General features: G+C 71.9%; 18 protein-coding genes and 2 pseudogenes. 13 read left to right on the plus strand and 7 right to left on the minus strand.

Annotated features, from left to right (window positions below; all coding sequences use genetic code 11):
• Positions 1-713: pseudogene (locus ABZX90_RS33515) on the plus strand (glycosyltransferase family 2 protein); the annotation flags it as partial.
• A 399-nt stretch (positions 714-1,112) separates the two neighbouring features.
• On the plus strand, positions 1,113-4,661 hold the full coding sequence (locus ABZX90_RS33520; RefSeq protein WP_355211244.1) for a BTAD domain-containing putative transcriptional regulator: 3,549 nt from the start codon (positions 1,113-1,115) through the stop codon (positions 4,659-4,661).
• 132 nt (positions 4,662-4,793) lie between these two features.
• On the opposite strand, the gene ABZX90_RS33525 is transcribed toward ABZX90_RS33520, so the two are convergent.
• The 4 genes from ABZX90_RS33525 to ABZX90_RS33540 all read right to left on the minus strand — a co-directional run bounded on the left by ABZX90_RS33525 (position 4,794) and on the right by ABZX90_RS33540 (position 9,894).
• Positions 4,794-6,485: a bifunctional 3'-5' exonuclease/DNA polymerase gene (locus ABZX90_RS33525; RefSeq protein ID WP_351126341.1), complete on the minus strand. Its 1,692-nt coding sequence runs from the start codon at positions 6,483-6,485 to the stop codon at positions 4,794-4,796.
• A gap of 155 nt (positions 6,486-6,640) precedes the next feature.
• Positions 6,641-7,426: a Clp protease N-terminal domain-containing protein gene (locus tag ABZX90_RS33530; protein ID WP_355211248.1), complete on the minus strand. Its 786-nt coding sequence runs from the start codon at positions 7,424-7,426 to the stop codon at positions 6,641-6,643.
• A 63-nt stretch (positions 7,427-7,489) separates the two neighbouring features.
• Positions 7,490-9,709: an FtsX-like permease family protein gene (locus ABZX90_RS33535; RefSeq protein ID WP_355211251.1), complete on the minus strand. Its 2,220-nt coding sequence runs from the start codon at positions 9,707-9,709 to the stop codon at positions 7,490-7,492.
• Complete coding sequence (locus ABZX90_RS33540) at positions 9,703-9,894, minus strand: hypothetical protein (RefSeq protein ID WP_355211254.1); 192 nt, start codon at positions 9,892-9,894, stop codon at positions 9,703-9,705. The genes ABZX90_RS33535 and ABZX90_RS33540 overlap by 7 nt, the downstream gene beginning before the upstream one ends.
• 110 nt (positions 9,895-10,004) lie before the next feature.
• On the opposite strand from ABZX90_RS33540, the gene ABZX90_RS33545 reads away from it, so the two are divergent.
• On the plus strand, positions 10,005-11,129 hold the full coding sequence (locus ABZX90_RS33545) for a DUF2786 domain-containing protein (protein ID WP_355211257.1): 1,125 nt from the start codon (positions 10,005-10,007) through the stop codon (positions 11,127-11,129).
• Between the two features lie 122 nt (positions 11,130-11,251).
• On the opposite strand, the gene ABZX90_RS33550 is transcribed toward ABZX90_RS33545, so the two are convergent.
• Complete coding sequence (locus ABZX90_RS33550) at positions 11,252-11,800, minus strand: DUF4232 domain-containing protein (RefSeq protein WP_351126331.1); 549 nt, start codon at positions 11,798-11,800, stop codon at positions 11,252-11,254.
• A 303-nt stretch (positions 11,801-12,103) separates the two neighbouring features.
• The gene (locus ABZX90_RS33555) at positions 12,104-12,616 is read right to left on the minus strand and encodes a hypothetical protein (protein ID WP_355211260.1); all 513 of its coding nucleotides are present in this window, start codon (positions 12,614-12,616) and stop codon (positions 12,104-12,106) included.
• 227 nt (positions 12,617-12,843) lie between these two features.
• Between ABZX90_RS33555 and ABZX90_RS33560 the strand changes: the two genes are divergently transcribed.
• The 4 genes and pseudogenes from ABZX90_RS33560 (at position 12,844) to ABZX90_RS33575 (ending at position 14,867) form a co-directional block, all read left to right on the plus strand.
• Positions 12,844-13,230, plus strand: a complete 387-nt coding sequence (locus ABZX90_RS33560; protein ID WP_351126328.1) for a VOC family protein — start codon at positions 12,844-12,846, stop codon at positions 13,228-13,230.
• A gap of 194 nt (positions 13,231-13,424) precedes the next feature.
• A pseudogene (locus ABZX90_RS33565) lies at positions 13,425-13,748 on the plus strand (metalloregulator ArsR/SmtB family transcription factor); the annotation flags it as partial.
• 167 nt (positions 13,749-13,915) lie between these two features.
• The gene (locus ABZX90_RS33570; protein ID WP_351126438.1) at positions 13,916-14,377 is read left to right on the plus strand and encodes an SRPBCC domain-containing protein; all 462 of its coding nucleotides are present in this window, start codon (positions 13,916-13,918) and stop codon (positions 14,375-14,377) included.
• 247 nt (positions 14,378-14,624) lie between these two features.
• Entirely contained in the window at positions 14,625-14,867 is a 243-nt protein-coding gene (locus tag ABZX90_RS33575; protein ID WP_351126436.1) for a DUF397 domain-containing protein, read from the plus strand.
• A 138-nt stretch (positions 14,868-15,005) separates the two neighbouring features.
• Here the strand turns inward: ABZX90_RS33575 and ABZX90_RS33580 are convergent, their stop codons facing one another.
• The gene (locus ABZX90_RS33580) at positions 15,006-15,506 is read right to left on the minus strand and encodes an ATP-binding protein (RefSeq protein WP_351126326.1); all 501 of its coding nucleotides are present in this window, start codon (positions 15,504-15,506) and stop codon (positions 15,006-15,008) included.
• 359 nt (positions 15,507-15,865) lie between these two features.
• Between ABZX90_RS33580 and ABZX90_RS33585 the strand changes: the two genes are divergently transcribed.
• The 6 genes from ABZX90_RS33585 to ABZX90_RS33610 all read left to right on the plus strand — a co-directional run bounded on the left by ABZX90_RS33585 (position 15,866) and on the right by ABZX90_RS33610 (position 21,671).
• A complete protein-coding gene (locus tag ABZX90_RS33585; protein ID WP_351126434.1) occupies positions 15,866-16,690 on the plus strand; it encodes a helix-turn-helix transcriptional regulator in 825 nt (274 codons plus the stop codon).
• 134 nt (positions 16,691-16,824) lie between these two features.
• Positions 16,825-18,285 (plus strand): aldehyde dehydrogenase family protein, encoded by a 1,461-nt coding sequence (locus tag ABZX90_RS33590; RefSeq protein WP_355211265.1) that lies wholly within the window; start codon positions 16,825-16,827, stop codon positions 18,283-18,285.
• Between the two features lie 142 nt (positions 18,286-18,427).
• Positions 18,428-18,976 (plus strand): DinB family protein, encoded by a 549-nt coding sequence (locus ABZX90_RS33595; RefSeq protein ID WP_351126323.1) that lies wholly within the window; start codon positions 18,428-18,430, stop codon positions 18,974-18,976.
• Positions 18,977-19,001: 25 nt separating this feature from the next.
• Positions 19,002-19,643 (plus strand): PadR family transcriptional regulator, encoded by a 642-nt coding sequence (locus tag ABZX90_RS33600; protein ID WP_355211268.1) that lies wholly within the window; start codon positions 19,002-19,004, stop codon positions 19,641-19,643.
• A 208-nt stretch (positions 19,644-19,851) separates the two neighbouring features.
• Positions 19,852-20,805 carry an ATP-binding cassette domain-containing protein gene (locus ABZX90_RS33605; protein ID WP_355211384.1) on the plus strand — a complete coding sequence of 318 codons (954 nt, stop codon included), beginning with the start codon at positions 19,852-19,854 and terminating at the stop codon, positions 20,803-20,805.
• Between the two features lie 137 nt (positions 20,806-20,942).
• Positions 20,943-21,671, plus strand: coding sequence for an ABC transporter permease (locus tag ABZX90_RS33610; RefSeq protein ID WP_355211387.1), 729 nt, complete (start codon positions 20,943-20,945; stop codon positions 21,669-21,671).
• Positions 21,672-21,685 lie beyond the last annotated feature (14 nt).

Here is a 21,685-nt window from a genome sequence, read left to right on the forward strand (position 1 = left end):
TAATCTAACTGGACCACACCCTCGGCTGCCCGGGTGGCCTAATTGTCGTACTGCCCGGGCTCGGTGAGTTGGGGTAGGTGGACGTCGTCGTCGAGCTCGACGACGACGGACTGCTCGTCGACGGCGACGTGCTGCGCAAGGTGCGCGACCTGTACGCCGCCCGGCCGCGGCTCGGCATCGTCGGCTTCCGCATCGCCGACGAGCACGGCGAGACGCAGCGCCGCCATGTGCCGAGGGTCGGGGCCAAGGACCCGATGCGCGGGGGACCGGTCACCGGTTTCCTCGGGGGCGGCCACGCGCTGTCCATGCCGATGCTCGCCGAGACCGGGGACTGGCCCGCCGAGTTCTTCTTCGCGCACGAGGAGACCGACCTCGCCTGGCGGGCCATAGACGCGGGGTGGACTGTTCTGTACCGCCCCGAACTGCTTCTCCAGCACCCGAAGACCTCGCCCGCCCGGCACGCCATCTACTACCGCGTGACCGCCCGCAACCGGGTCTGGCTCACCCGCCGCCGGCTGCCCCTGGCGCTGATCCCGGTGCACCTGGGGATCTGGATCCTGCTCACGCTCCTGCGCACGCGGTCCGTCGGCGGCCTGCGGGCCTGGTTCGGCGGCTTCGCCGAGGGGCTGCGGCAGTCCGGCGGAGAGCGACGCCCCATGCGGTGGCGCACGGTGTGGCGGCTGACCCGCCTCGGGCGCCCGCCGGTCATTTAGCCAGTGGATTTGTCTGGGTAGGGGATTTCGTTCGGATCGCCGACGGATCGGGCCAGGTGTCGCGGCCCCGGGGTGATCCGGACGAAAACCCCTGGTCCCAGCTCACAGGCCGCTGAACGGACGGAGGCCCCGGTCGGATCACATCGACGACCGGGGCCTCTCACGTCCCCGGATCCGGCACGGCGGCGACACTCCCCCGAGTTACGCGTAGTACGCGCGCACCGTCGGGCCAGATCCGATGGACTGATCACATCAGGCCGCGCCAACGGATCGCTAACATGAGGCCAACGGTTCTTTCGGGAACGATCAGTCGGTCGGCGTGAAGTCGTCTGGAAAAGGCGGGAACTCGCCGTGGTGCGCGGCCGGAGCGGTCGGGCGGAAAGGCAGTGGGGCGGCGTGATGCGGAACGGGCTGCGGTTCGGGCTGCTGGGGCCGCCGGTGCTGTACGACGCCGACGGCGGGGTCGGCTCGATCGGCAGCGGCAAGATGCGCGCCCTGCTGGCCGCGCTGCTCCTCGAACCGGGCCGGGTGGTCTCCGTCGACGTCCTCAGGGACGCGCTGTGGGGCGGGGCGCCACCCGCCTCCGCCCAGGCATCCCTGCAGAACCATGTGACCCGGCTGCGCCGTCTCCTCGACGATCCGGACCGGCTGCGCGCGGTGCCACCGGGTTACGTCCTGCGGGTCGGCGAGGGCGAGTTGGACGTCCGGGTCTTCGAGCGGCACGCCACCGACGCGCGCGACGCGCACGCCGAGCGCGACTGGGAACGGGCGCTCCGGGAATCCACCGCCGCGCTCGCGCTGTGGCGTGGCACCCCGCTGAGCGGCCTGCCGCCCGAGACCGGCGGACACGCCTTCGTCCAGCGCCTGGAGGAGGCCCGGCTGCTGGTCCTGGAGTGGCGGTACGAGGCGGAGCTGTTCCTCGCCCCGACGGCCTCCCGACTCGACCGGCTGGCACCCGAGTTGGCCGCCCGCACGGCCGAGCATCCGCTCCGCGAGTCCTTCCACCGGCTTCTCATGCTGGTCCTGCACCGCACCGGACGCCAGGCCGAGGCCCTCGCCGTCCACCGCGACCTGCGGGCCCGCCTGGTGGAGGAACTCGGCATCGAGCCGGGACCCGCGGTCCGCAAGGCCCACCTGGAGATCCTGCGGGACAACAACCGGGCCCCGGGCGGGCGCGGGGACGGTGACACGGGCCGGGGCCGGGCCGGTGGCGGAGGCCGGGGCGGGGGCGGGGCTCCGGGCGAGGGCCTGGACCCGAGGACGGCCGGCGACCGGGACCGGAACATGGACCGGGACCGGAACATGGATGGGAACCGGGACCGGGACAGCGACCGGAGCGCCGGCCGGGACGGGAACGCCGACCGGAGCGCCGGTCGGGACGGGAACGGCGGAGCGGAGACCACGGCGGGCTCCACGTGGGGCGGCCGGGACACGGCTGTGCCGCCTCGCCCCGCCCAACTCCCGCCGCCCCCGGCGCACTTCACAGGCCGCGAAGACATCCACGACCGACTGCGACTGGTCCTCGACCCGAGGCATCCGGCACACCCGGAACCCCCAGAAGTCCCAGGACACCTCTCGCACCCGGCCCGTTCGGCGGGCCTGGAAAGCGCGGCGCGCCCTGGCGTGGGGGTGGGCAGCACCGCGACCGGTAGCGCCGCGTCCGGAGGGGCCGAGTCCGGAGGGGGCGAGCCGGGAGGTGCGTCCCGTGACGCGACGGTCGCGGGAGCGAGCGCCGGGACCGCCGACAGCCGTGTCGGCGGGACGAACCGCGGGGCGAGCACCGGGACGGCTGACCGCGCAGCGGACCGGACGGCTGACGGGACAGTCGGCGGGAGGCACGCCGGGATGCCTCGTGTCGCGGTGATCAGCGGGATGGCCGGCGTCGGCAAGAGCGCGCTCGCGCTGCACGTCGCGCACGGGCTGAGGGAACGATTCCCCGACGGCCAGCTCTACGTCAACCTGCACGGCGCCACCCCCGGCATGACCCCCCTCACCGCCGGTCAGGCGCTCGCCGCACTCCTGCGCGACCTGGGTGCGGAACCCCGACGCATCCCCGAACACCCGGACGCGGCAGCGGCGTTGCTCCGCTCGATGCTCGCGCCCACCCGCATCCTCATGGTGCTGGACGACGCGGCGCACGCGGCGCAGGTGCGGCCGCTGCTGCCGGCCGGCCCGGGCTGCGCGGTGATCGTGACGAGCCGCTCGCCGCTCACCGCCCTGGACGGCGCCGACCGCTTCCCGCTCGCGCCGCTGACGGACGAGGACAGCGCGGCACTGCTCCGCGCGGTCTCCGGCCGCAGGGACGGACTCGACAGCGGGCACCCCCTCGTCGAACTCACCGGCCGGCTGCCGCTCGCCCTCCGGGTCGTCGCGGCCCGCCTCGCCGCCCGCCGCGCCCTCACCCCGGATGTTCTGGCAGGTCAACTGGCCGCCACAGAAGGGCGGTTGCACCATCTGGAGTACGACGACCTGAGCGTGCGCCGCTCGCTCGCCGTGGCGCACGACGCGTTGCGCGCCTCCGAGCGTGAGGCCGACCGGGACGCGGCCCTAGCCTTGTGCCGTATCGGCGCGCTCGACCTGCCCGCCTACGGAGCCGCCCTCGTAGCCCGCCTCACCGGCACCGACGAACGCCGTGCCGAGGCCGCGCTCGACCGCCTCGTCGATGTCGCCCTGCTGGAGGAGACCGCCTACGGCCGCTACGCGCCCCACGATCTCGTACGGGATTTCGCCCGGGAGATCGCGGGCGCGGTGGAGTGCGTCGTCGTCGGCTCGGGCTGTGACCGTCCGGCCTTCCCGGGCAGTCACGGCAGTGCCGTTCCCCTCGGTCATGACGCGGTCGTCGCCGAGCGCGCCCTGCGCTGGTACGCCGGTGTCGCCGCCCGCTCCCTGGAGGCGATCCTCGAACCCGGTCTCGACCGGGAGGACCGCAGCAGGCCGACGGCCTCCCAGCCGGCCGGGCACGCGGCGGACGTCGCGGCCACGCCCCCGTTCTGCTCCGCGCGGGAGGCCTTCGCCTGGGGCGACACGGAACTGGCGAACGTGGTCGCGCTGGCGGAGCGGTACGCGCAGACCTCGCCGTACGTTCCGCTGCTGGCCCGCATGCTCCACCCGTACGTCCAACGCAGCGGCCGTGTGGCCGAGTTGGAGGTCCTCCAGCGGGCCGCGCTCGACGCGGCCCGGCTGCTCGGGGACCGGGCCGCCGAGGCGTGCGCGCTCGGCGACCTCGGGGGCCTGCACTTCGTGACGGGCCGGGTGGGCGAGGCCCTCGCCCTGAACGACGAGGCGCTCGCGATCTGGCGGCGCCTCGGGGTGCTGTCCTGGATGCGACGGGGGCTGAGCAACCGGGGCATGCTTCTCGAAAGCCTGGGCCGTTACGCGGAGTCCAGTGACGCCCTGCTCCAAAGTCTGCAGTTCTCGCGGGAGTTGGGCGACCGGCACATGGAGGCCATCACCTACAGCCACCTCGGCAACCTGTACGAGCACACCGATCCGCGGGCCGCCATCGACCACCACAAGCGCAGTCTCGCGATCGGCGACGCCGTGCAGGACGTGATCATCCGGCACTCCGCGCACTGCAACATCGGCTACGCCCACCTCACGCTAGGCGAACCGGCCGCCGCCGTACCGCACTTCGAGGAGAGCCTGCGCATCCTGGGCGGCCATGGTGACTGGCACGGCGAGTCACAGACCCGGCTCGGCCTGGTGCGCGCCCTGCGGGGTGTCGGCCACTGGGAACGGGCCGCGCGCGAGTGCGATCTGCTGCGGTGCCGCGCCGACCGCCGCGCCGACCGGTACACCGGAGGCCTCGCCCGCCACCAGCGGGGGCTGCTCCTGCGGGAACGGGGTGACGCCGAAGCGGCGTATCGGGAGTGGGCGTCGGCGTTGGAGGCGCTGGAGGAGACGGACAGCCCGGTGGCGGGCGAGCTGCGGGAACTGCTCGCGCGGTAGCGCACCCGATGTCGCTGCGGATGCGGATGCGGATGCGGATGCGGATACGGATACGGATACGGATACGGATGCCGATGTCGACAACGACGGCGACAGCGAAGGTTGCGTCTCTTCCGATTCCCCGCGGACGCCCTACTTCGCGTCCGCGTAGCACCGTACGACCGCCGTCGTGAACGGAAAACGCACCGGTGTCTCCCCGAAGGTGAGGCGGCCCGCGAGCTCGGCCGCTTCGCGGATGGCGGCCACGACGGTGTCGGCCTCCTCGGCGGGGCAGTGCACGATCACCTCGTCGTGCTGGAAGAAGACCAGCTCGGCGGCGAGCCGGGAGCAGGCGCGGCGCAGTGCCGCCAGCACCAGCAGGGCCCAGTCGGCGGCGCTGCCCTGCACCACGAAGTTGCGCGCGAACCGTCCGCGGGCACGGGAGTTGGACGAGGCGTAGCCCGGTACCCAGCCCTGGTCGACGGCGGTGTCGACGGGATCGTCCTGGGGGATGCCCGCCTCCTCCCCGCTGTCGTCGCCCGCCCCGGCCGCCGGAGGGCAGGTCCGCCCCAGCCAGGTCCGTACGAGGCGCCCCTCCTCGCCCGCGCGGGCCGCGTCGTCGACGTAGGCCACGGCCTTGGGGAAACGGCGGCGCAGCAGTGCGAGGTTCTTCAGCCCGTCACCGGACGTCTGGCCGTAGACGGCGCCGAGCACGGCGAGTTTGGCCTGTGCGCGGTCGCCGGAGAAGGCCCGGTCCGACACCGACTGGTAGAGGTCGCTCTCGCGGCCCGCGACCTCCATGAGACCGGGGTCGCGCGAGATGGCCGCGAGGACGCGGGGCTCCATCTGGTCGGCGTCGGCGACGACCAGCCGCCAGCCGGGGTCGGCGACGACGGCACGCCGGATCACCTTGGGGATCTGGAGGGCGCCGCCGCCGTTCGTCACCCAGCGTCCGGTGACCGTCCCGCCCGGCAGGTACTCGGGCCGGAAGCGTCCGTCGCGCACCCAGTCCTGGAGCCAGGACCAGCCGTGCGCGACCCAGATCCGGTACAGCTTCTTGTACTCCAGCAGCGGCTTCACGGCCGGATGGTCGATCGACTCGATCTCCCACCGCCGGGTGGACTTGACCTTGATCCCGGCCTGCGCGAACGCCTTGACGACGTCGGCGGGCAGATCGGGTCTCACCCGTCTCCCGAAGGCGGCGGACACCTCGTCGGTGAGCTCGGCGAGGCGCCGGGGCTCACCGCCCCCGGTGTACCGCTCGCCCAGCAGTTCGTGCAACAGGTCCCGGTGGACGTCCGCGCTCCATGGCAGCCCTGCCTGGTTCATCTCGGCGGCGACCAGCATCCCCGCGGACTCGGCGGCCGTCAGCAGCCCCATCCGCTCCGGGTGCGCGGTCGCGCCATGGCGGCGCTGCTGGTCGGCGTACACCGTGAGGAGATCCGCCAGCGGTAGGTGGACCGGGCGCGGTTCGAAGAGGGAGGACTGCGAACCGGGCTCGGCGGAACGCTGCGGCGGGTCCGGCGGCACGGGGCCGCCGCGCAGTCTCGCCAGCGCGGCGGCCGCCGACCGGGGCTCGCCGAGCCGCCCCTCGTGTCCGAGCAGCAGGGTCTCGGCGGCCTCCATGTCGTAACACCGCTCCACTCGCACCCCCGTGGCGAGCAGTCGCGGATAGACATCGGCCGTCGACCGCCACACCCACCGGCTCACGTCCGGTCGGGCGCGCACGGCCTCCGCGAGGTCCGCCTCCCGGCGGACCGGCCCCGTGGGCAGCCCGTCCGGGCCGAGGGCGGCGATCTCCGCACCACCGTCCTCGGCCGGCGCGAGAGCCCAGCGCTCGGTCATGCTTCCGAGTCTCGCAGGAGGGTCTGACAATCCCGTCCGGCGACGCGGCGCGCCCTTGGTGCGCCGAGGCCGGCGCCTCCGTCCCCCGGGGCCGGCCGGTTCCCTTTCCTCGGGCCCACCAGCCGGTTCCCTTTGCCAGGGCCCAGCCGCCTCCCCTATGCGTTCCCCTCCGCCGCAGGCTTCCCGTCCGGCTTCCCGTCCGTCGCCTCTTGCGCGGCCGTCTTCTGCCGCACGACCTCATCGAGCATGCGTCCGATGTGTGCCTCGGCCGCCGCCTTGTCGACGCCGACGGAGCTGAGGACCCCTTCGCCGTTCTCGAACTCCAGCAGGGCGAGCAGGATGTGCTCGGTGCCGACGTAGTTGTGGCCGAGGCGCAGGGCCTCGCGGAAGGTGAGCTCCAGGACCTTCTTCGCGGCTGGGCCGTACGGGACCAGTTCGGGGACCTCGTCGGCGGCGGGCGGGAGCGCGGCGACGGCCGCTGCGCGGACGGTGTCCAGGGAGACGCCCTGCGCGGTGATCGCCCGTGCGGCGAGCGCGTCGGGTTCGCTGAGCAGGCCGAGGACGAGGTGCTCGGGCAGCCCCTCGGTGCCGCCCGCGGCCTTGGACTCGTCGTGCGCGACCATGACCACCTTGCGGGCCTGCTCGGTGTAGCGGCCGAACCCCTGGCTGGGGTCGAGGTCCGCCTCCGCCTTCGGTACGAACCGCTTCTGCGCGGCCTGCCGGGTGACGCCCATGCTCCTGCCGATGTCCGTCCAGGACGCCCCTGAACGTCGGGCCTGGTCCACGAAGTGTCCGATCAGGTGGTCGGCCACGTCGCCCAGGTGATCTGCCGCGATCACCGCGTCCTGGAGCTGGTCGAGCTCGTCGCTGTGCACCTTCTTGATGGCCTCGATGAGGTCGTCGAGACGCACGGATGCCTTGCCGGGTGGATTCGTCGTCATGTGTCAACGGTAGGTTGACAGTCCCGGAGTGTCAACCCGAGGTTGACATCTTCCCTGCTTCGGTCACCCGGGAGAGGAGGCCCACCCGGGCCACCTCCCGCCGCCGCCCCCGGTCCGGTCCCTGCCACCCCCGGCCATGTCCGTGCCGCCCCCGGTCAGGTCCGTCCGCCGCCATGCCCCCGCCACCGAGGCCCCCACCCCGATCACCAGGCAGACCCCCACGCACCCGGACAGCAGCCCCCAGGGCACGGTCACCGCCACCGGCGCCGACAACCTGGCCAGCGCCCCCGCCAGTCCCGCGAGGTTCACCCCGGCGACCGCGGCTCCGAGCGCCGCCCCCACGCAGACCGCGACCGCCGTCTCGCCCGCGACCACGCCCAGCACCTGCGCCCGGGTGGCGCCCGCCAGGCGCAGGGACCGGAGTTCCGCACCCCGCGCGGATGTGGCCATCAGGCAGGTGCCCGCGAGGGAGATCCCGGCGTAGACGAGGGCGATGCCCAGGACCACCAGGAGCCCGAGCCGGGTCTGCGGGCCGTTGCGGGGGTGGGTCGCGGCCAGCCAGGCCGGGGTGGTGCGCACGGTGCCACCGGACAGCCGCAGCGCTTTCGCGACCGCCGCCGGGTCGGCCCCGCGCCGCACCCGCGCGTCGAGGCGGTCGACGGTCGAGCCCGGCGCGTTGGCCGCCGTGACGTAGGCCCCGTTGTCGCCGGTGCCGCGCGCCAGCACCGCCGCGATCCGCAGCCGGGCGGGCCGTCCGTCGCCGAGCCGGACCGGGACCCAGGAACCCACCTCGTGGCGTTCCCACTCCTCGTTGACGACGATCGAGCGGTCGTCGAGATCCCGGACGTCGCCCGCGACCACCGGCAGCCGGGTCACCGACACGAACGCCGCCACGTCGCTCACCGCCCGCGCGTCCGACCGTATGAGCGCGGCCCCTTCCTCGCGCACGAACACGGCGGTCGACGCGGTCGCGGACACCGTCGCGCCGGGCGCCGTCACCTTCCTCAAGTGCTCCCCGGTGACAACGAACTCGGCCCGCGTGTGCTCACGTGCCTCCGTCGCCCGCGCCCCGGTCACGGTCGCCGCCGAGCCGAGCAGCGATCCGGCCAGCGCGACCGTCACCAGCGCGGGAGCCGCCACGGCGGCGGTGCGCCGGACGGAGGCCGCCGCGTTCTCGCGGATCAGCAGCCCGTACGCGCGCGGGAGCCGCCGGAGCGGAAGCAGCCGTACGGCCGGACCGACCAGCATCGGCGCCAGCACGGCCACCGCCGTGACCAGCACCATCGGCTGCGTCGCGTAGGTCTTGCGCTTCAGCAGCGCCGCCGGGTCCGCGTACAGCGTCCAGGCCGTGAGGCCGAGTCCGGCCGCCAGCAGGACCGCCCCGGTCACCCGTCGGGAACGCGGCATCACGCCCGTGTCCACCGACGCCTCGCGCAGCGCCTCCAAGGGGCCGGTCAGCCCCGCCCGCCGCGCGGAGGCCCAGGCGCCCGCGAGGGCCACCGACACCCCGGTGCAGAAGGCGACTTCGTACGGCCAGTGCGTCCCGTCCCGCAGGACGAACCACGGCGGCGCCACCCCGCCGTCCACCAACGCCCGTACGAGCAAAGGCGCTTCACCGCCGCCCAGCACACAGCCGACCGCCGAGGCCGCGAGCCCCACCGCGAGCGCCTCCCCGAGCACCGCCCGCCGGACCTGCCCGGGCATCGCCTCGGCAAGCCGCAGCAGCCCGAACTCCCTTCGCCGCAGGGCCACCACGAAGGCGAACGTCGACGCCGTCACGAAGACCGAGACGAAGGCCGTCACCCCGGCCGCCGTGCCCAGCAGCGCGTCGACCCCGACCAGTGCCTCGGCGTCCCGCGCGGCGGACGGGTCGGCCCGGTGCCGGTCGTCGCCGGTGAGCACGAGGGCGCGGTCGCCGACGAGCCGTCGTACGGCCGCGACGGGTGCGTCCACGCCGACCGCGTCCCGGGCGGCGCCGTCGGTCCGGACCGGGCCCAAGGTCCGCAGTCCGGCGATCAATTCGCTGTCCACAGGGTGTGGATGCGCGAGCGGCTTCGACACCAGGGCGGTGCCCGGCCCCCGCCGCACCTCCATCGTGAGGGTGTCCCGGCCCATCACCACGACCGGCGAGGCCGCGAACCGGGTCGGCGGGCGGGCGGGTGGATCGAGCGCGGCGGCGAGGCCCAGCCCCATGGCCGTCATCACCGCCACCCCGAGCGCGACGGCGACGAAACACCCGAAAAGCGACGGCCAACGCGACCGCAGCGACGCGATACTCAGCACGCCACCCACTCCGCCCCCATAGCCCTCATAGCCCGCATCGACCCCGTCGTCCCGGCCTTCCCGGTCGGCCGGTCCGCCGTCACCGCGTCCGGCGGGGCGGCGGGACGGTGTACGGCCGTGGAGATCGGCGCGGCAGTGGCGGAGGTCGGCGCGGCGGCGGAGGTGCGTGGGGCGGTGATCGTCATGGTTCCAGCGAACCGTTCGCGGGCCGCCCGGACACGACCACCAGGGGGTGTCCCGGGGGTAGGGCAGGCCATACCTCCGGGCCCCGACGGGCCCGTGACACGATCGGGGAATGAGTACGTCCAGCACCGTGGAGCGCGCCTTCGAGGCCGCCCTCTACGCCGCCTCCGACACGGCCCTCGACACCGGCGCCTCCCTGCTCGCCGCCGACCCGGCCTCCGACGCCGAACTCTCCCGGCGCGGTGAGGAGTTCGTCGCGGCGGCCTGGCGGCGCGGCTGGCAGCCGGCCGATGTCGTACGGATCGTGCGGCGGGACCTGGACGACGTGCACGTACGCCTGGTGACGTCCTTGATCCTCAAGGAGAGGGAAGCCGACCGTTCACCCCGGGGTGCGCGCTGGGCGGCCCAGCTCGACGAACTGGAGGCCGAGCCCCACGACGTCCGCACCGACCGCTTCTCCTTCGCCACCGCCGCCCTGGAGCTCTACCGCCTGCTCCTGCGCCTGCCCGCCATCGAGCCGCTGGAGCCGAGGGTGTCGGCCACGGCGGCCGCCCCGCAGGAGACGCGCATGCTCACCCGCATCCGCGCCCTGCTCGCGAAGGCCGAGGCGACCGGGTTCCCGGAGGAGGCGGAGGCGCTCAGCGCCAAGGCGCAGGAGCTGATGGCGCGGCACAGCATCGACGAGGCACTGCTCGCCGCCCGGACCCACGCGAAGGACGCGCCGGGCGCCTGCCGTATCGGCGTCGAGCCGCCGTACGAGACGGCCAAGGCGGTGCTCCTGGACGCGGTGTCGGGGGCCAACCGCTGCCGGGCCGTGTGGAACGAGGCCCTCGGCTTCTCCACCGTGGTCGGCTTCGAACCCGATCTGGAGGCGGTCGAGCTCCTCTACACTTCGCTCCTCGTACAGGCCACGGCGGCGATGACGAAGGCGGAGGCGGCGCAGCGGGCGGGCGGCCGCAAGCGCACGAAGACCTTCCGGCAGTCGTTCCTCGCCGCGTACGCGCACCGGATCGGCGACCGGCTCGCGTCGGTCGCCGAGGGCCAGGTGACCGCCACGGAGGGGGAGTTGCTGCCGGTGCTGGCGGCCCGTGACGTGGCGGTCGCGGACCACCTGGACCAGATGTTCCCGGAAACGGTGACGACCCGGCTGCGCGGGGTCACCGACGAGGCCGGGTGGTACGAGGGTGCCGCGGCGGCGGACCGGGCACAGGTCCGGGACAGACGCCCGCTCCCTTAGAAGCCGGCCGCCCGCCCCCACAAGGAGTACGCCCCGCTCTTCCGGGGCGCCCGCCCCTGGAGCTCAAGAGCTCAAGAGCTCAAGAGCTCAAGAGCTCAGGCGCCCGACAGGACGCTCGCCCCTCAGTCGCCCGCGTGCTGGAACGGCGTCGTGGAGGCGTTCGGCTCGCCCGCCGAGCCCTTGCCGGCGACGGGGCCGTACGACCACGGGAAGTTCTGGGTGGTGTCGGCGCCGGGCAGGCCGATCTTCAGCGTCTTCACGGCGAGGGTCTTCGCGTCGCCGTCCGCGCCGCGTACGTAGGTGATGGTGAAGGACGCGGTGTCGCCCTTGGCGAGGGTCAGCTGCTCCGGCTGCGCGGCCTCGTCCGCGACGATGTCGGCGGAGGTGTCGCCCGCCTGTACGGAGAGCCCGGGGAAGCCCTTGAGGGTGCACCGGGCGCCCTTGTTGGTGAGGGTGACCGGGATGTTGCCCGTGTCCCCGGCGGCCGTGGCGGCGTTCGCGGGGCCGACCTGGATGCCGGCGTCAGCGATCCCGCAGGCCGCGACGGCGGCCTTCTTCGCGGGGGCGGAGGAGCCTCCGGATTTCCCGGAGTCGCCGGAGCCGCCGTCGTCGCAGGAGGTCAGGGCGAGGGCCGCCGCGAGGACGGTGACGGCGATGGGCAGAGCGCGCATGGGTTCCCCTGGGGGTCGTGAGGATGTGCATGGATCATCACGCACGCGGGCCCACCGAGGTTGCGCACCCCTGACGGTTCACCCGCCCGGGACCGGTATCGCCAGTTTTTGTCCGCGCCTGACGGTCGAGCGGGCTCCGCGGTCGAGTGGGCTCCGACGGCCGAGTGGCTCCGAGGGTCGAGCAGGGTCTGGCGGCAGAGCAGGGTCCGATCGTCGAGCGGGGCCGACGGCCGAGAGGGCCTACCGCCGAGCGGGCCGCCGAATCCGACGGATTCCATGGCCCGCTCGTGAACATTGGCCGGATCAGGAGCCCAAGCTCGCCGTGGGCAGCCCCGTGGGGAGTTGTCCGCCCTCGCTCTTGGTGTACGTCTCCTTGCCGAGGTCGCCCTCCCAGGTGACCTTCAGGGTCGTACCGCTGACGGAGTCGACCATGCCGACGGCGCGGCTCTTACTGCCGTCCGAGCAGGTGAGGCGGATCATCCGCATGCTCGCCTCCTCGGACGCGGTGCCGCTGCACATGGTGCCGCCCGTCGCGAAGAGCCCCACCTGCTTGCCGTTGATCATCAGGACCACGGCCTTGCCGCCCGCGGTGGTGAGCCAACTGCCCTGGAGTTTGCCGCCCGCCGAGGAGGTGCTTCCGGAGCCGCCGCCCGTACCGGCGCCCTTCGTGGCGGACGCGCTCTGGCTCGGACTCGCCGACGGGTCCCCGGCGTCGTCGTCGCCACTGCTGCAACCGGTCAGCACGAGCGCCGCCGCCAGACCCAAGGCCGCGGCCGCGATGCTCGCCTGGAGGGACGGGAAGGTCGCCGTAGTCACTGAAGCCCCCAAGGGTGGGATGGATGCGGGTCGCCCGAGCGATCGCAGCAAGCTATCAGGAGGACGCGCGGACTCCCGGCGGGAACGCCGGGTGCGCTTGCTCACGCGAACGCGCCCGGGTCGGGGGCCGGTGATCGCCTCCGGAGCCGCACACCGGCGGGAGATGCCATACGTAGGTGATTCCCTACGATTGACGCGTAGGGAATCACCTACCTATTCTGTCGTCCATGAACATCACCCACGCCTCCTTCGTCACCCTCCCGGTCGCCGACCAGGACCGGGCCCTGCGCTTCTACACGGACGTCCTCGGCTTCGAGGTCACCGCCGACCTGGACATGCCGCCCGGCCGGTGGCTCCAGGTCGCGCCCGAGGGGGCGCAGACCGTCTTCACCCTCTCGGGTCCGGGGATGGGGAGTTTCACGCCGGGCGAGACCCGGGGGATCATGTTGGTCACGACCGATGTCGACGCCGACTGCGCGCGGCTCACCGCCGCGGGTGTCGCGGTGGAGGGTCCCGACGACCTCCCCTGGGGCCGCATGGCCTCGTTCCGCGACCCGGACGGCAACGGTCTGATGCTGATCACGGAGAAGGCCCTGGAGACGGCCTCGGAGTAGGAGTGAAGGGTGCTGAGCGCGCCATGACTGTGACCGGAACGGGAACCGGGGTCGGGCCGGAGAGCGGGGCGGCGGCTTCCGCCGTAGCTTCCGCCGGGACTCCCGCCGGAGTTCCTGCTCGACCTTCCGCCGGAGTTCTCGCGGGAGCGTCGGGCGCGTCGGGAGCGCCCGACGAAGCTCCCGCCGGTGCCCACGAGGACCAGCTCTTCGCCGCGCTCGCCAACGCCACCCGGCGCGAGGTGCTCCGGCTGCTGCGCGAGCAGGGGCCCCAGCCCGTCCAGGCCCTGGCCGACCACTTCGCCATGCGGCGCCCCAGCCTCTCGGAACACCTCAAGGTGCTCCGGGAGGCCGGACTCGTCTCCGAGGAACGCGCGGGCCGGCAGCGCATCTACCGCCTGGAGGCCGCCCCGCTCGCTGACGTGCAGGACTGGCTCCATCCGTACGAGCGGTTCTGGCGGGACAGGCTGAAGGGTCTCGGCGACCTCCTGGACCGCATGCCAGACGATGCCGGGACATGAGCACCGATCCGCACGGCGAGAACCCCGTCCCGCCGCGAGACGTGAACTCCCATCCCAACGGCGAGACCTCCGTCCCGCGTGACACCAACCCCGATCCGCGTGACACCAACCCCGATCCGCAGGACATGAACCCCGATCCGCAGGACATGAACCCCGATCCGCAGGACATGGCCCCGGTTCCCGAGGATGACCTCACGACCATCCGCGTCGCCCAGTTCCTGCCGCATCCGCCCGCCAAGGTCTGGCGGGCGCTCACCGAGCCCGAACTGCTCGCGAAGTGGCAGATGCCGGGGTCCGAGAACTTCCGGCTCGAAGTCGGCCACCAGTACACGCTGACCGCGGTCCCGCGCCCCAACGCGAACTTCTCCGGCACCGTTGACGTGCGCGTTCTCGCCTACGAACCGCAGCGGATGCTGAGCGTCCGGTGGGCTGACGCGAACGCGGTCCGTCCCGCCGAGTGGACCATTACTTGGACACTGGAACAGGAAGGGCGCGGTACGCGTCTCTTCCTAGTACACGAGGGATTCGATCCGGACGATCCCGCACAGATGATGGCGCGGAAGATCATGGACGGGGGCTGGAGGTCGCATGTGATGCGATCTCTGGGGAATGCGCTGGACCGGATGTAGTTCGTTCTGCACCCCGGTGAGCTGCAGGCCGTAGTCGGGCGAACGACAACCGGTAGTCAAGGGCCGGTAAAAGCTGTAACCGCAGGACCACCCCGCGTGCACGTGCATATGCCCATGCATCTGCACATGAACAGAGCTATGATCCGAGTCAGTTGACTACTGCATCTATGGCCACCTCAGCCACTGCACGACCGGGGAGCGACCTGTGGACCACGACGTGTTCGACGTGGATGACGTGTACAACGGCATGGCTGAAGACGTGTACAACGGCATGGCCGCGACCGAGCTGAACGGCGTCGCCTGGCAGAAGAGCCGGCACAGCAACTCACAGGGTTCCTGCGTGGAGTTCGCGCGGCTGCCCGGCGGTGACGTGGCCGTGCGGAATTCGCGGTTCCCCGAGGGGCCCGCGCTCGTCTACACGCGCGCCGAGATCGAGGCGATGCTGCTGGGTATCAAGGACGGCGAGTTCGATCACCTGATCGCGAGCTGACGGCCGTGATCGCGGGCCGTTCCGGGTCGGCCGACCGTGGGAGCGTCGGCGGGCGCGGCGGCGCCAACCGAGGGTAGTCGTTCACTCGTCGTTCAGTAACGCGCGTAGAACCGCGGCGCCAAAAGGCGCCGCGGTTCGTCATTCGGTGGGCAGTGCCGCCGGCCCCGGCTGCGGCCCCAGTCGGAACAGCGCCCACACGACCTTGCCGCTGAGCGTTCCGGCGAGCGGATGCCAGCCCCAGCTGTCGGCGAACGAGTCGACCAGGAAGAGGCCGCGCCCCGACTCCGCCGAGAAGTCGTCCGAGTCGCCGGCGACCGGACTGTCGTGGCTGGGGTCGCGCACGGCGCACACCAGTCGCGAGGTCCACCGCATCAAGTGCAGCCGTACGGGCGGCCCTTGGTCATCCTTGCGGGGCGTGTCCGAGGGCAGCGCGTGCCGCAGGGCGTTGGTGACGAGTTCGGAGACCACCAGGCAGACGTCGTCGAAACGGTCGCCTATCTCCCACTGGTCCAGCGTCCCGCGGGTGAACTGCCGGGCCTCGCGCACCGCTTCGTAGCGGGCGGGCAAGGCGCACGAGGCGGCGCTGGACACGGCCGCGGGATCGAGAGGCGGAAGTCCCTGCCGTAAGGGTTCGAGCATGGTCGATCCATTCGTCCCCATGCGAGGCACTCCCGGGTGTTCGCGGTCGTTGCGATGCAGCGGTGGCGCGGGGACCATGGTTCCGAATGCGTACAGCAGATGCAAGGGCAGATGCACGTGCACGCGCCCGAATTGGACCTTCCTCTCCTACTTCTTACTCATTTCTTCTGTCACCTTATTCCCAGTTGTTGACGTCCAACTGATCTTTTCCTGTGCGGCTCCTTTGGCTACTTTCCGTTTCCGTAACCGTACGAGTACTGCTTGAAGTGTTTTAGTGGCAGACTTCGGCGTCTGGAAGACCGTTGGGGAGGCTGACGAACGTGAGCGCTGGTGAGTCGAGCGGCTCGGTGGTGCGGCGCATGCTGCTGGGGTCCCATCTACGGCGCCTGCGTGAGGCGCGTGGCATCACCCGTGAAGCGGCCGGTTACTCGATCCGTGCCTCCGAATCGAAGATCAGTCGCATGGAGTTGGGAAGGGTGAGCTTCAAGACGCGCGACGTCGAGGACCTGCTGACGCTCTACGGCATCAACGACGAGGCCGAGCGCACCTCCCTGGTCTCGCTCGCCAAAGAGGCCAACGTCGCGGGCTGGTGGCACAGTTACTCCGACGTCCTGCCCAGCTGGTTCCCCACCTACGTCGGCCTCGAAGGCGCGGCCCACCTGATCCGGGTCTACGAAGTGCAGTTCGTGCACGGCCTGTTGCAGACGGAGGCGTACGCCCACGCGGTCGTCCGGCGCGGGATGAAGGGGGCCTCCGCCGCCGACATCGACCGGCGCGTGGCCCTGCGTCTGGAGCGGCAGAAGTACCTCGTCTCCGAGAACGCTCCCGAGTTCCACATCGTCCTCGACGAGGCCGCGCTGCGCCGCCCCTACGGCGACCGCGAGGTGATGCGCGGACAACTCCAGCATCTGATCGAGGTCTCGGAGCAGCCCAACGTACGGCTTCAGGTCATGCCGTTCAGCTTCGGCGGGCACTCCGGCGAGAGCGGCTCCTTCACCATCCTGAGCTTCCCGGAGTCCGACCTGTCGGACGTCGTCTATCTGGAGCAGCTCACCAGCGCGCTCTACCTGGACAAGCGCGAGGACGTCACCCAGTACGAGGGCGCGCTCAAGCAGCTGCAGCAGGACAGCCCGGGGCCGTCCGAGAGCCGCGACCTGTTGCGGGGGCTGCTCCAGCTCTCCTGAGAGTGTCCACAGACTTCTCCGGCCTTCTTCAACTCCCTTGAAACACAAGTACGATGACGTGTGATCAGACCGTGATCGGATGTCTGCTGACCCGGGCCAGGACTGCCTCGGCAGCACAGGGATTGAGGGAGCACATGTCGTCCTACTTCACCGACCTGGCCCAGCAGTACATCGACGGAGAGTGGCGCCCGGGAACGGGCTCCTGGGACATCATCGACTTCAACCCGTACGACGGCGAGAAGCTGGCGTCGATCACCATAGCCACAGTCGACGAGGTCGATGACGCCTACCGCGCCGCCGAGCGCGCCCAGAAGAAGTGGGGCGCGACGAACGCGTACGCGCGGCGTGCGGTCTTCGAGAAGGCGCTCGCCATCATCGACGAGCGTGAGGCGGAGATCTCCGAGGTGATCATCGCCGAGCTCGGCGGCACCCGCCTCAAGGCGGCCTTCGAGCTGCACCTCGTCCGGGAGTTCCTGCGCGAGTCGGTCCAGCTTGCGCTGCGCCCCGAGGGAAAGATCATCCCCTCGCCGGTCGACGGCAAGGAGAACCGCCTCTACCGCGTCCCGGTGGGCGTCGTGGGTGTCATCAGCCCCTTCAACTTCCCCTTCCTGCTCTCGGTCAAGTCCGTCGCGCCGGCCCTCGCGCTCGGCAACGGCGTGGTCCTGAAGCCGCACCAGAACACCCCGATCGTCGGTGGCTCCCTGGTCGCGAAGATCTTCGAGGACGCGGGCCTGCCCGGCGGTCTCCTCAACGTCGTCATCACCGACATCGCCGAGATCGGCGACGCCTTCATCGAGCACACGGTCCCGAAGGTCATCTCGTTCACCGGCTCCGACAAGGTCGGCCGTCACGTCGCCACGGTCTGCGCCGCGAACTTCAAGCGCTCAGTGCTCGAACTGGGCGGCAACAGCGCCCTGGTGGTCCTGGAGGACGCGGACATCGACTACGCGGTCGACGCGGCGGTCTTCAGCCGATTCGTCCACCAGGGCCAGGTCTGCATGGCCGCGAACCGTGTCCTCGTGGACCGGTCGATCGAGGCCGAGTTCACCGAGAAGTTCGTCGCCAAGGTCGCGACGCTGAAGACCGGCGACCCGAGCGACCCGCAGACGGTCATCGGCCCGGTCATCAACTCCTCGCAGGCGGACGTGCTTTCGAGCGCCGTCGAGCAGGCGATCGCGGAGGGCGCCACCGCCCTGCTGCACGGCACGACCACCGACAACCTGGTCGAGCCGTCCGTCCTGACCGGCGTCCCCGCCGACTCGGGCCTGCTCCAGCAGGAGATCTTCGGCCCGGTCGTCTTCCTCGTCCCGTTCGACGGGGAGGAAGAGGCGGTCCGGATCGTCAACGACACCCCGTACGGCCTCTCCGGCGCCGTCCACACCGCCGACATCGAGCGCGGCGTGAACTTCGCCAAGCAGATCGACACCGGGATGTTCCACGTCAACGACGGCACCGTCCACGACGAACCCCTCGTCCCCTTCGGCGGCGAGAAGCACTCCGGCATCGGCCGCCTGAACGGCGAGACGACGGTCGACGCCTTCACCACGACGAAGTGGATCTCGGTCCAGCACGGGCGGAGCCGCTTCCCCTTCTGAGACGTTCTCGCGCCCCGGCCGTCCCGAGACACGTTCTCGAGACACGTCCTCGCGCCCCGGACCCTTGCGGACAGAAGCTGACCGCAAGGGTCCGTAGCGTCATCGGTGTCAGGCAAGAGGACCCGATGAGAGGCGGCCGGTCATGGTCACGCATGTGCGAGCGGAAGAGCAGGGCGACGAGCGCGGGGCGCTGCTCGCCTTCATCGAGGAGCAGCGCGGCGGCATCCGCCGGGCGCTGCTCGGGCTTACCGAGGAGCAGGCGGCGAGCAGGCCGAGCGCCAGCGAACTCTCCCTCTCCGGTCTGCTCAAGCATGTCGCCGAGGTCGAGCAGGGCTGGGTGGCCCGTGCCAAGGGCGAGCAGCCCGCGGTGAAGCGGGACGAGTCGAACTGGCACGAGTGCTTCGTCCTCGCCGACGGAGAGACGGTCGCCTCGCAGCTCGCGTACTGGGAGAAGGTCGCCGCCGAGACGGACGCGTTCCTGCGCTCGGTGCCGAGCCTCGACGACACCTTCGCGCTCCCGAACGACCCCTGGTTCCCGCCCGAGAGCCGCGTCTCGATGCGCTGGCTGGCCTTGCATCTGATCCGTGAGACGGCCCGCCACGCCGGGCACGCCGACATCATCCGGGAGTCCCTGGACGGGAAGACCGCCTTCGAGCTGGTGGCGACGGAGCAGGGCACCTCCTGGGGCTGAGCCCGCGCGCCCTAGGCTGGACGGCATGTCAGCGATCCGTCTCCTCGTGCTCGGCGCGGTCCGCCAGCACGGGCGGGCCCACGGTTATCAGGTGCGCAACGACCTGGAGTACTGGGGCGCGCACGAGTGGTCCAACGCCAAGCCCGGTTCGATCTACCACGCGCTCAAGCAGATGGCCAAGCAGGGCTTGTTGCACGCGCACGAGATCGCGCCGTCCACGGCCGGCGGTCCGCCGCGCACCGAGTACGAGATCACGGACAAGGGCACCGAGGAGTTCCTGGCGCTGCTGCGCGAGTCCCTGACGTCGTACGACCAGAAGATGGACGTCCGGTCGGCGGGCATCGGCTTCATCGTCGACCTGCCGAGGGACGAGGCGGTGGCCCTCCTGAAGGAGCGGATCCGCGGGATCGAGGAGTGGCGGGGCGCCGTCACCGAGCACTACGTGCCCGAGGGCGGCCCCGAACAGCTCGGCCACATCGGCGAGATCATGAACCTCTGGGTCCACTCCGCCGACGCCGACGCCGCGTGGACACGCGGCCTGATCGCCCGCGTCGAGGGCGGCGCGTACACCTTCGCGGGGGAGGGCGAGCCGTTCGTCGGAGTCCTCGGGGAGGACGAGAAGAACCCGTACGCGACGGGGGAGCGGCATCCGGAGGACGCTCGCTGATCCGCGCGCCGATCGGCGCGCCGACGCCGATCCGCGCACCGATCCGCGCACCGAGTCCCTCGTTCGTCAAGTTTGACTAATGCCCCGGCCGGGCATACCCTCCGTCGACGTGGATCAGTAGTCAAGTTTGATTAGCGCTGCCGGGGTGTGGGACGGGCGTGAGCCGGCGCGAGGTGGCGGAGGGTGCGGAATGAGCGGAGGGAGCGGGATGGCCGAGGCGATCGTCGTCGAAGGCGTACGCAAGCGATACGGGGACCGGCACGCGCTGGACGGGCTGGACCTGCTGGTCGGGCGCGGCACGGTGCACGGGGTGCTCGGCCCCAACGGAGCGGGCAAGACGACCCTGGTCCGGGTCCTGTCCACCCTGCTGCGGCCGGACGGCGGCCGGGTCGAGGTCGCCGGGCACGACGTGCTGCGCGAGGCCCGCCGGGTGCGGTCGAGCATCGGCCTGCTCGGCCAGCACGCGGCGCTCGACGAGGAACTCGGCGGCCGGCAGAACCTGGAGATGTTCGGGCGCCTCCACCACCTGGGCGCCCGCGCGGCCCGCGTGCGGGCCGGCGAGCTCCTGGAGCGCTTCGGCCTCGCCGACACCGGCCGCAAGGCGGTCCGCGCGTACAGCGGCGGCATGCGGCGCCGCCTGGACCTCGCCGCGTCTCTCATCACCGAACCCGAGGTGCTGTTCCTGGACGAGCCGACGACCGGGCTCGACCCGCGCGGCCGGGCGGAGGTGTGGGCGGCGGTGCGCTCCCTGGTCGGCGGCGGTACGACGGTGCTGCTCACCACGCAGTACCTGGAGGAGGCGGACCAGCTCGCCGACCGCATTTCGGTCGTCGACCGCGGGCGTGTCATCGCGGACGGCACGGCGGACGAACTGAAGTCCCGGACGGGCGGCGACCGCATCGACGTGGTGCTGCGCGACGCGGGTCTGCTGGGCGCCGCCGTGGCCCTGCTGCCGTTCGCCGGCGAGGGTGTCTCGGTCGACGCCGACCGCCGTCTGCTGAGCGCCCCGGTCACCGACCGCATGGCGGCCCTCGCCGCGGCCGTACGGGTCCTGGAGGAGGCCGGAATCGAGGCGGAGGACATCGCGCTGCGACGCCCGACGCTGGACGAGGTGTTCCTGCACCTCACCGGAGACGAGCAGCGAGTGAAGGAGGCCGTGTGAGTTCGACGTACGACACCACCCGCGATTCGACGTACGACACCACTCGCGAAAGGAACCGGGGGCCTTGGCGGCGCGGGGGATCCCGGGAGCCACGGGAGCCCGGTGCGGGAGCGCGCCTCCTCTCCGACTGCTGGACCATGACCCGCCGCGAACTCGCCCACTGGGCACGGCAACCGGTCCAGGCCGCGGTCGGTCTGGTCTTCCCCGTGATGCTGCTCCTGATGTTCGGCTACCTGGTCGGCGGCGGCCGGGGCGTCGAGGGCGCCTACGTCGACTACCTGGTGCCGGGCATGCTCGCCCTGACCATGGCCTTCGGCCTGGAGGGCACGATGCTGGCCGTCACCCAGGACCTCGACAAGGGCGTCATCGACCGCTTCCGCTCCCTGCCGATGGCCAACGGCGCCGTCCTGGTGGGCCGTTCGGCCGCCGACATGCTCCAGTCGGCGGTGGGCCTGGCCGTGCTCACCGGTGTCGGGTACGCGATCGGCTGGCACGCCCACGGCACGCCCGGCGCGTTCCTCGGAGCGATGGGCCTGCTCCTGCTCTTCCGCTTCGCGATGCTGTGGATCGGCATCCACCTGGCGATGGTGGCCGGGAAGCCGGAGATGGTGCAGGCCGTGCAGATCCTGGTCTGGCCCGTCGGCTTCCTGTCCAACGCCTTCGCCACCCCCGACTCCATGCCCGGCTGGCTGGGCACGGTGGTCGAGTGGAACCCGATGTCCCACACGGCGACGGCGGTACGCGACCTCTTCGGCGGACCGGGCGGTGAGCCGGGCCACGCCGGGGCGGCGGTTCTCTGGCCCCTGGCCCTCCTCGCGGTCTTCTTCCCGCTGGCGGTACGCCGATTCGCCCGCCTGGGCCGCTAGCGGAACACCCTGCC

Source organism: Streptomyces sp. NPDC002935, assembly GCF_040611295.1.
Taxonomy (GTDB): domain Bacteria; phylum Actinomycetota; class Actinomycetes; order Streptomycetales; family Streptomycetaceae; genus Streptomyces.

Excerpts from the sequence above, each read along its gene's own strand:
- ABZX90_RS33550 (WP_351126331.1), bottom strand. The coding sequence starts at position 11,800 with ATGCGCGCTCTGCCCATCGCCGTCACCGTCCTCGCGGCGGCCCTCGCC.
- ABZX90_RS33530 (WP_355211248.1), bottom strand. The coding sequence starts at position 7,426 with ATGACGACGAATCCACCCGGCAAGGCATCCGTGCGTCTCGACGACCTC.
- ABZX90_RS33545 (WP_355211257.1), top strand. The coding sequence starts at position 10,005 with ATGAGTACGTCCAGCACCGTGGAGCGCGCCTTCGAGGCCGCCCTCTAC.
- ABZX90_RS33560 (WP_351126328.1), top strand. The coding sequence starts at position 12,844 with ATGAACATCACCCACGCCTCCTTCGTCACCCTCCCGGTCGCCGACCAG.
- ABZX90_RS33600 (WP_355211268.1), top strand. The coding sequence starts at position 19,002 with ATGTCAGCGATCCGTCTCCTCGTGCTCGGCGCGGTCCGCCAGCACGGG.
- ABZX90_RS33525 (WP_351126341.1), bottom strand. The coding sequence starts at position 6,485 with ATGACCGAGCGCTGGGCTCTCGCGCCGGCCGAGGACGGTGGTGCGGAG.
- ABZX90_RS33570 (WP_351126438.1), top strand. The coding sequence starts at position 13,916 with ATGGCCCCGGTTCCCGAGGATGACCTCACGACCATCCGCGTCGCCCAG.
- ABZX90_RS33520 (WP_355211244.1), top strand. The coding sequence starts at position 1,113 with ATGCGGAACGGGCTGCGGTTCGGGCTGCTGGGGCCGCCGGTGCTGTAC.
- ABZX90_RS33540 (WP_355211254.1), bottom strand. The coding sequence starts at position 9,894 with ATGACGATCACCGCCCCACGCACCTCCGCCGCCGCGCCGACCTCCGCC.
- ABZX90_RS33575 (WP_351126436.1), top strand. The coding sequence starts at position 14,625 with ATGGCTGAAGACGTGTACAACGGCATGGCCGCGACCGAGCTGAACGGC.
- ABZX90_RS33580 (WP_351126326.1), bottom strand. The coding sequence starts at position 15,506 with ATGCTCGAACCCTTACGGCAGGGACTTCCGCCTCTCGATCCCGCGGCC.
- ABZX90_RS33605 (WP_355211384.1), top strand. The coding sequence starts at position 19,852 with ATGGCCGAGGCGATCGTCGTCGAAGGCGTACGCAAGCGATACGGGGAC.
- ABZX90_RS33590 (WP_355211265.1), top strand. The coding sequence starts at position 16,825 with ATGTCGTCCTACTTCACCGACCTGGCCCAGCAGTACATCGACGGAGAG.
- ABZX90_RS33610 (WP_355211387.1), top strand. The coding sequence starts at position 20,943 with ATGACCCGCCGCGAACTCGCCCACTGGGCACGGCAACCGGTCCAGGCC.
- ABZX90_RS33585 (WP_351126434.1), top strand. The coding sequence starts at position 15,866 with ATGCTGCTGGGGTCCCATCTACGGCGCCTGCGTGAGGCGCGTGGCATC.
- ABZX90_RS33595 (WP_351126323.1), top strand. The coding sequence starts at position 18,428 with ATGGTCACGCATGTGCGAGCGGAAGAGCAGGGCGACGAGCGCGGGGCG.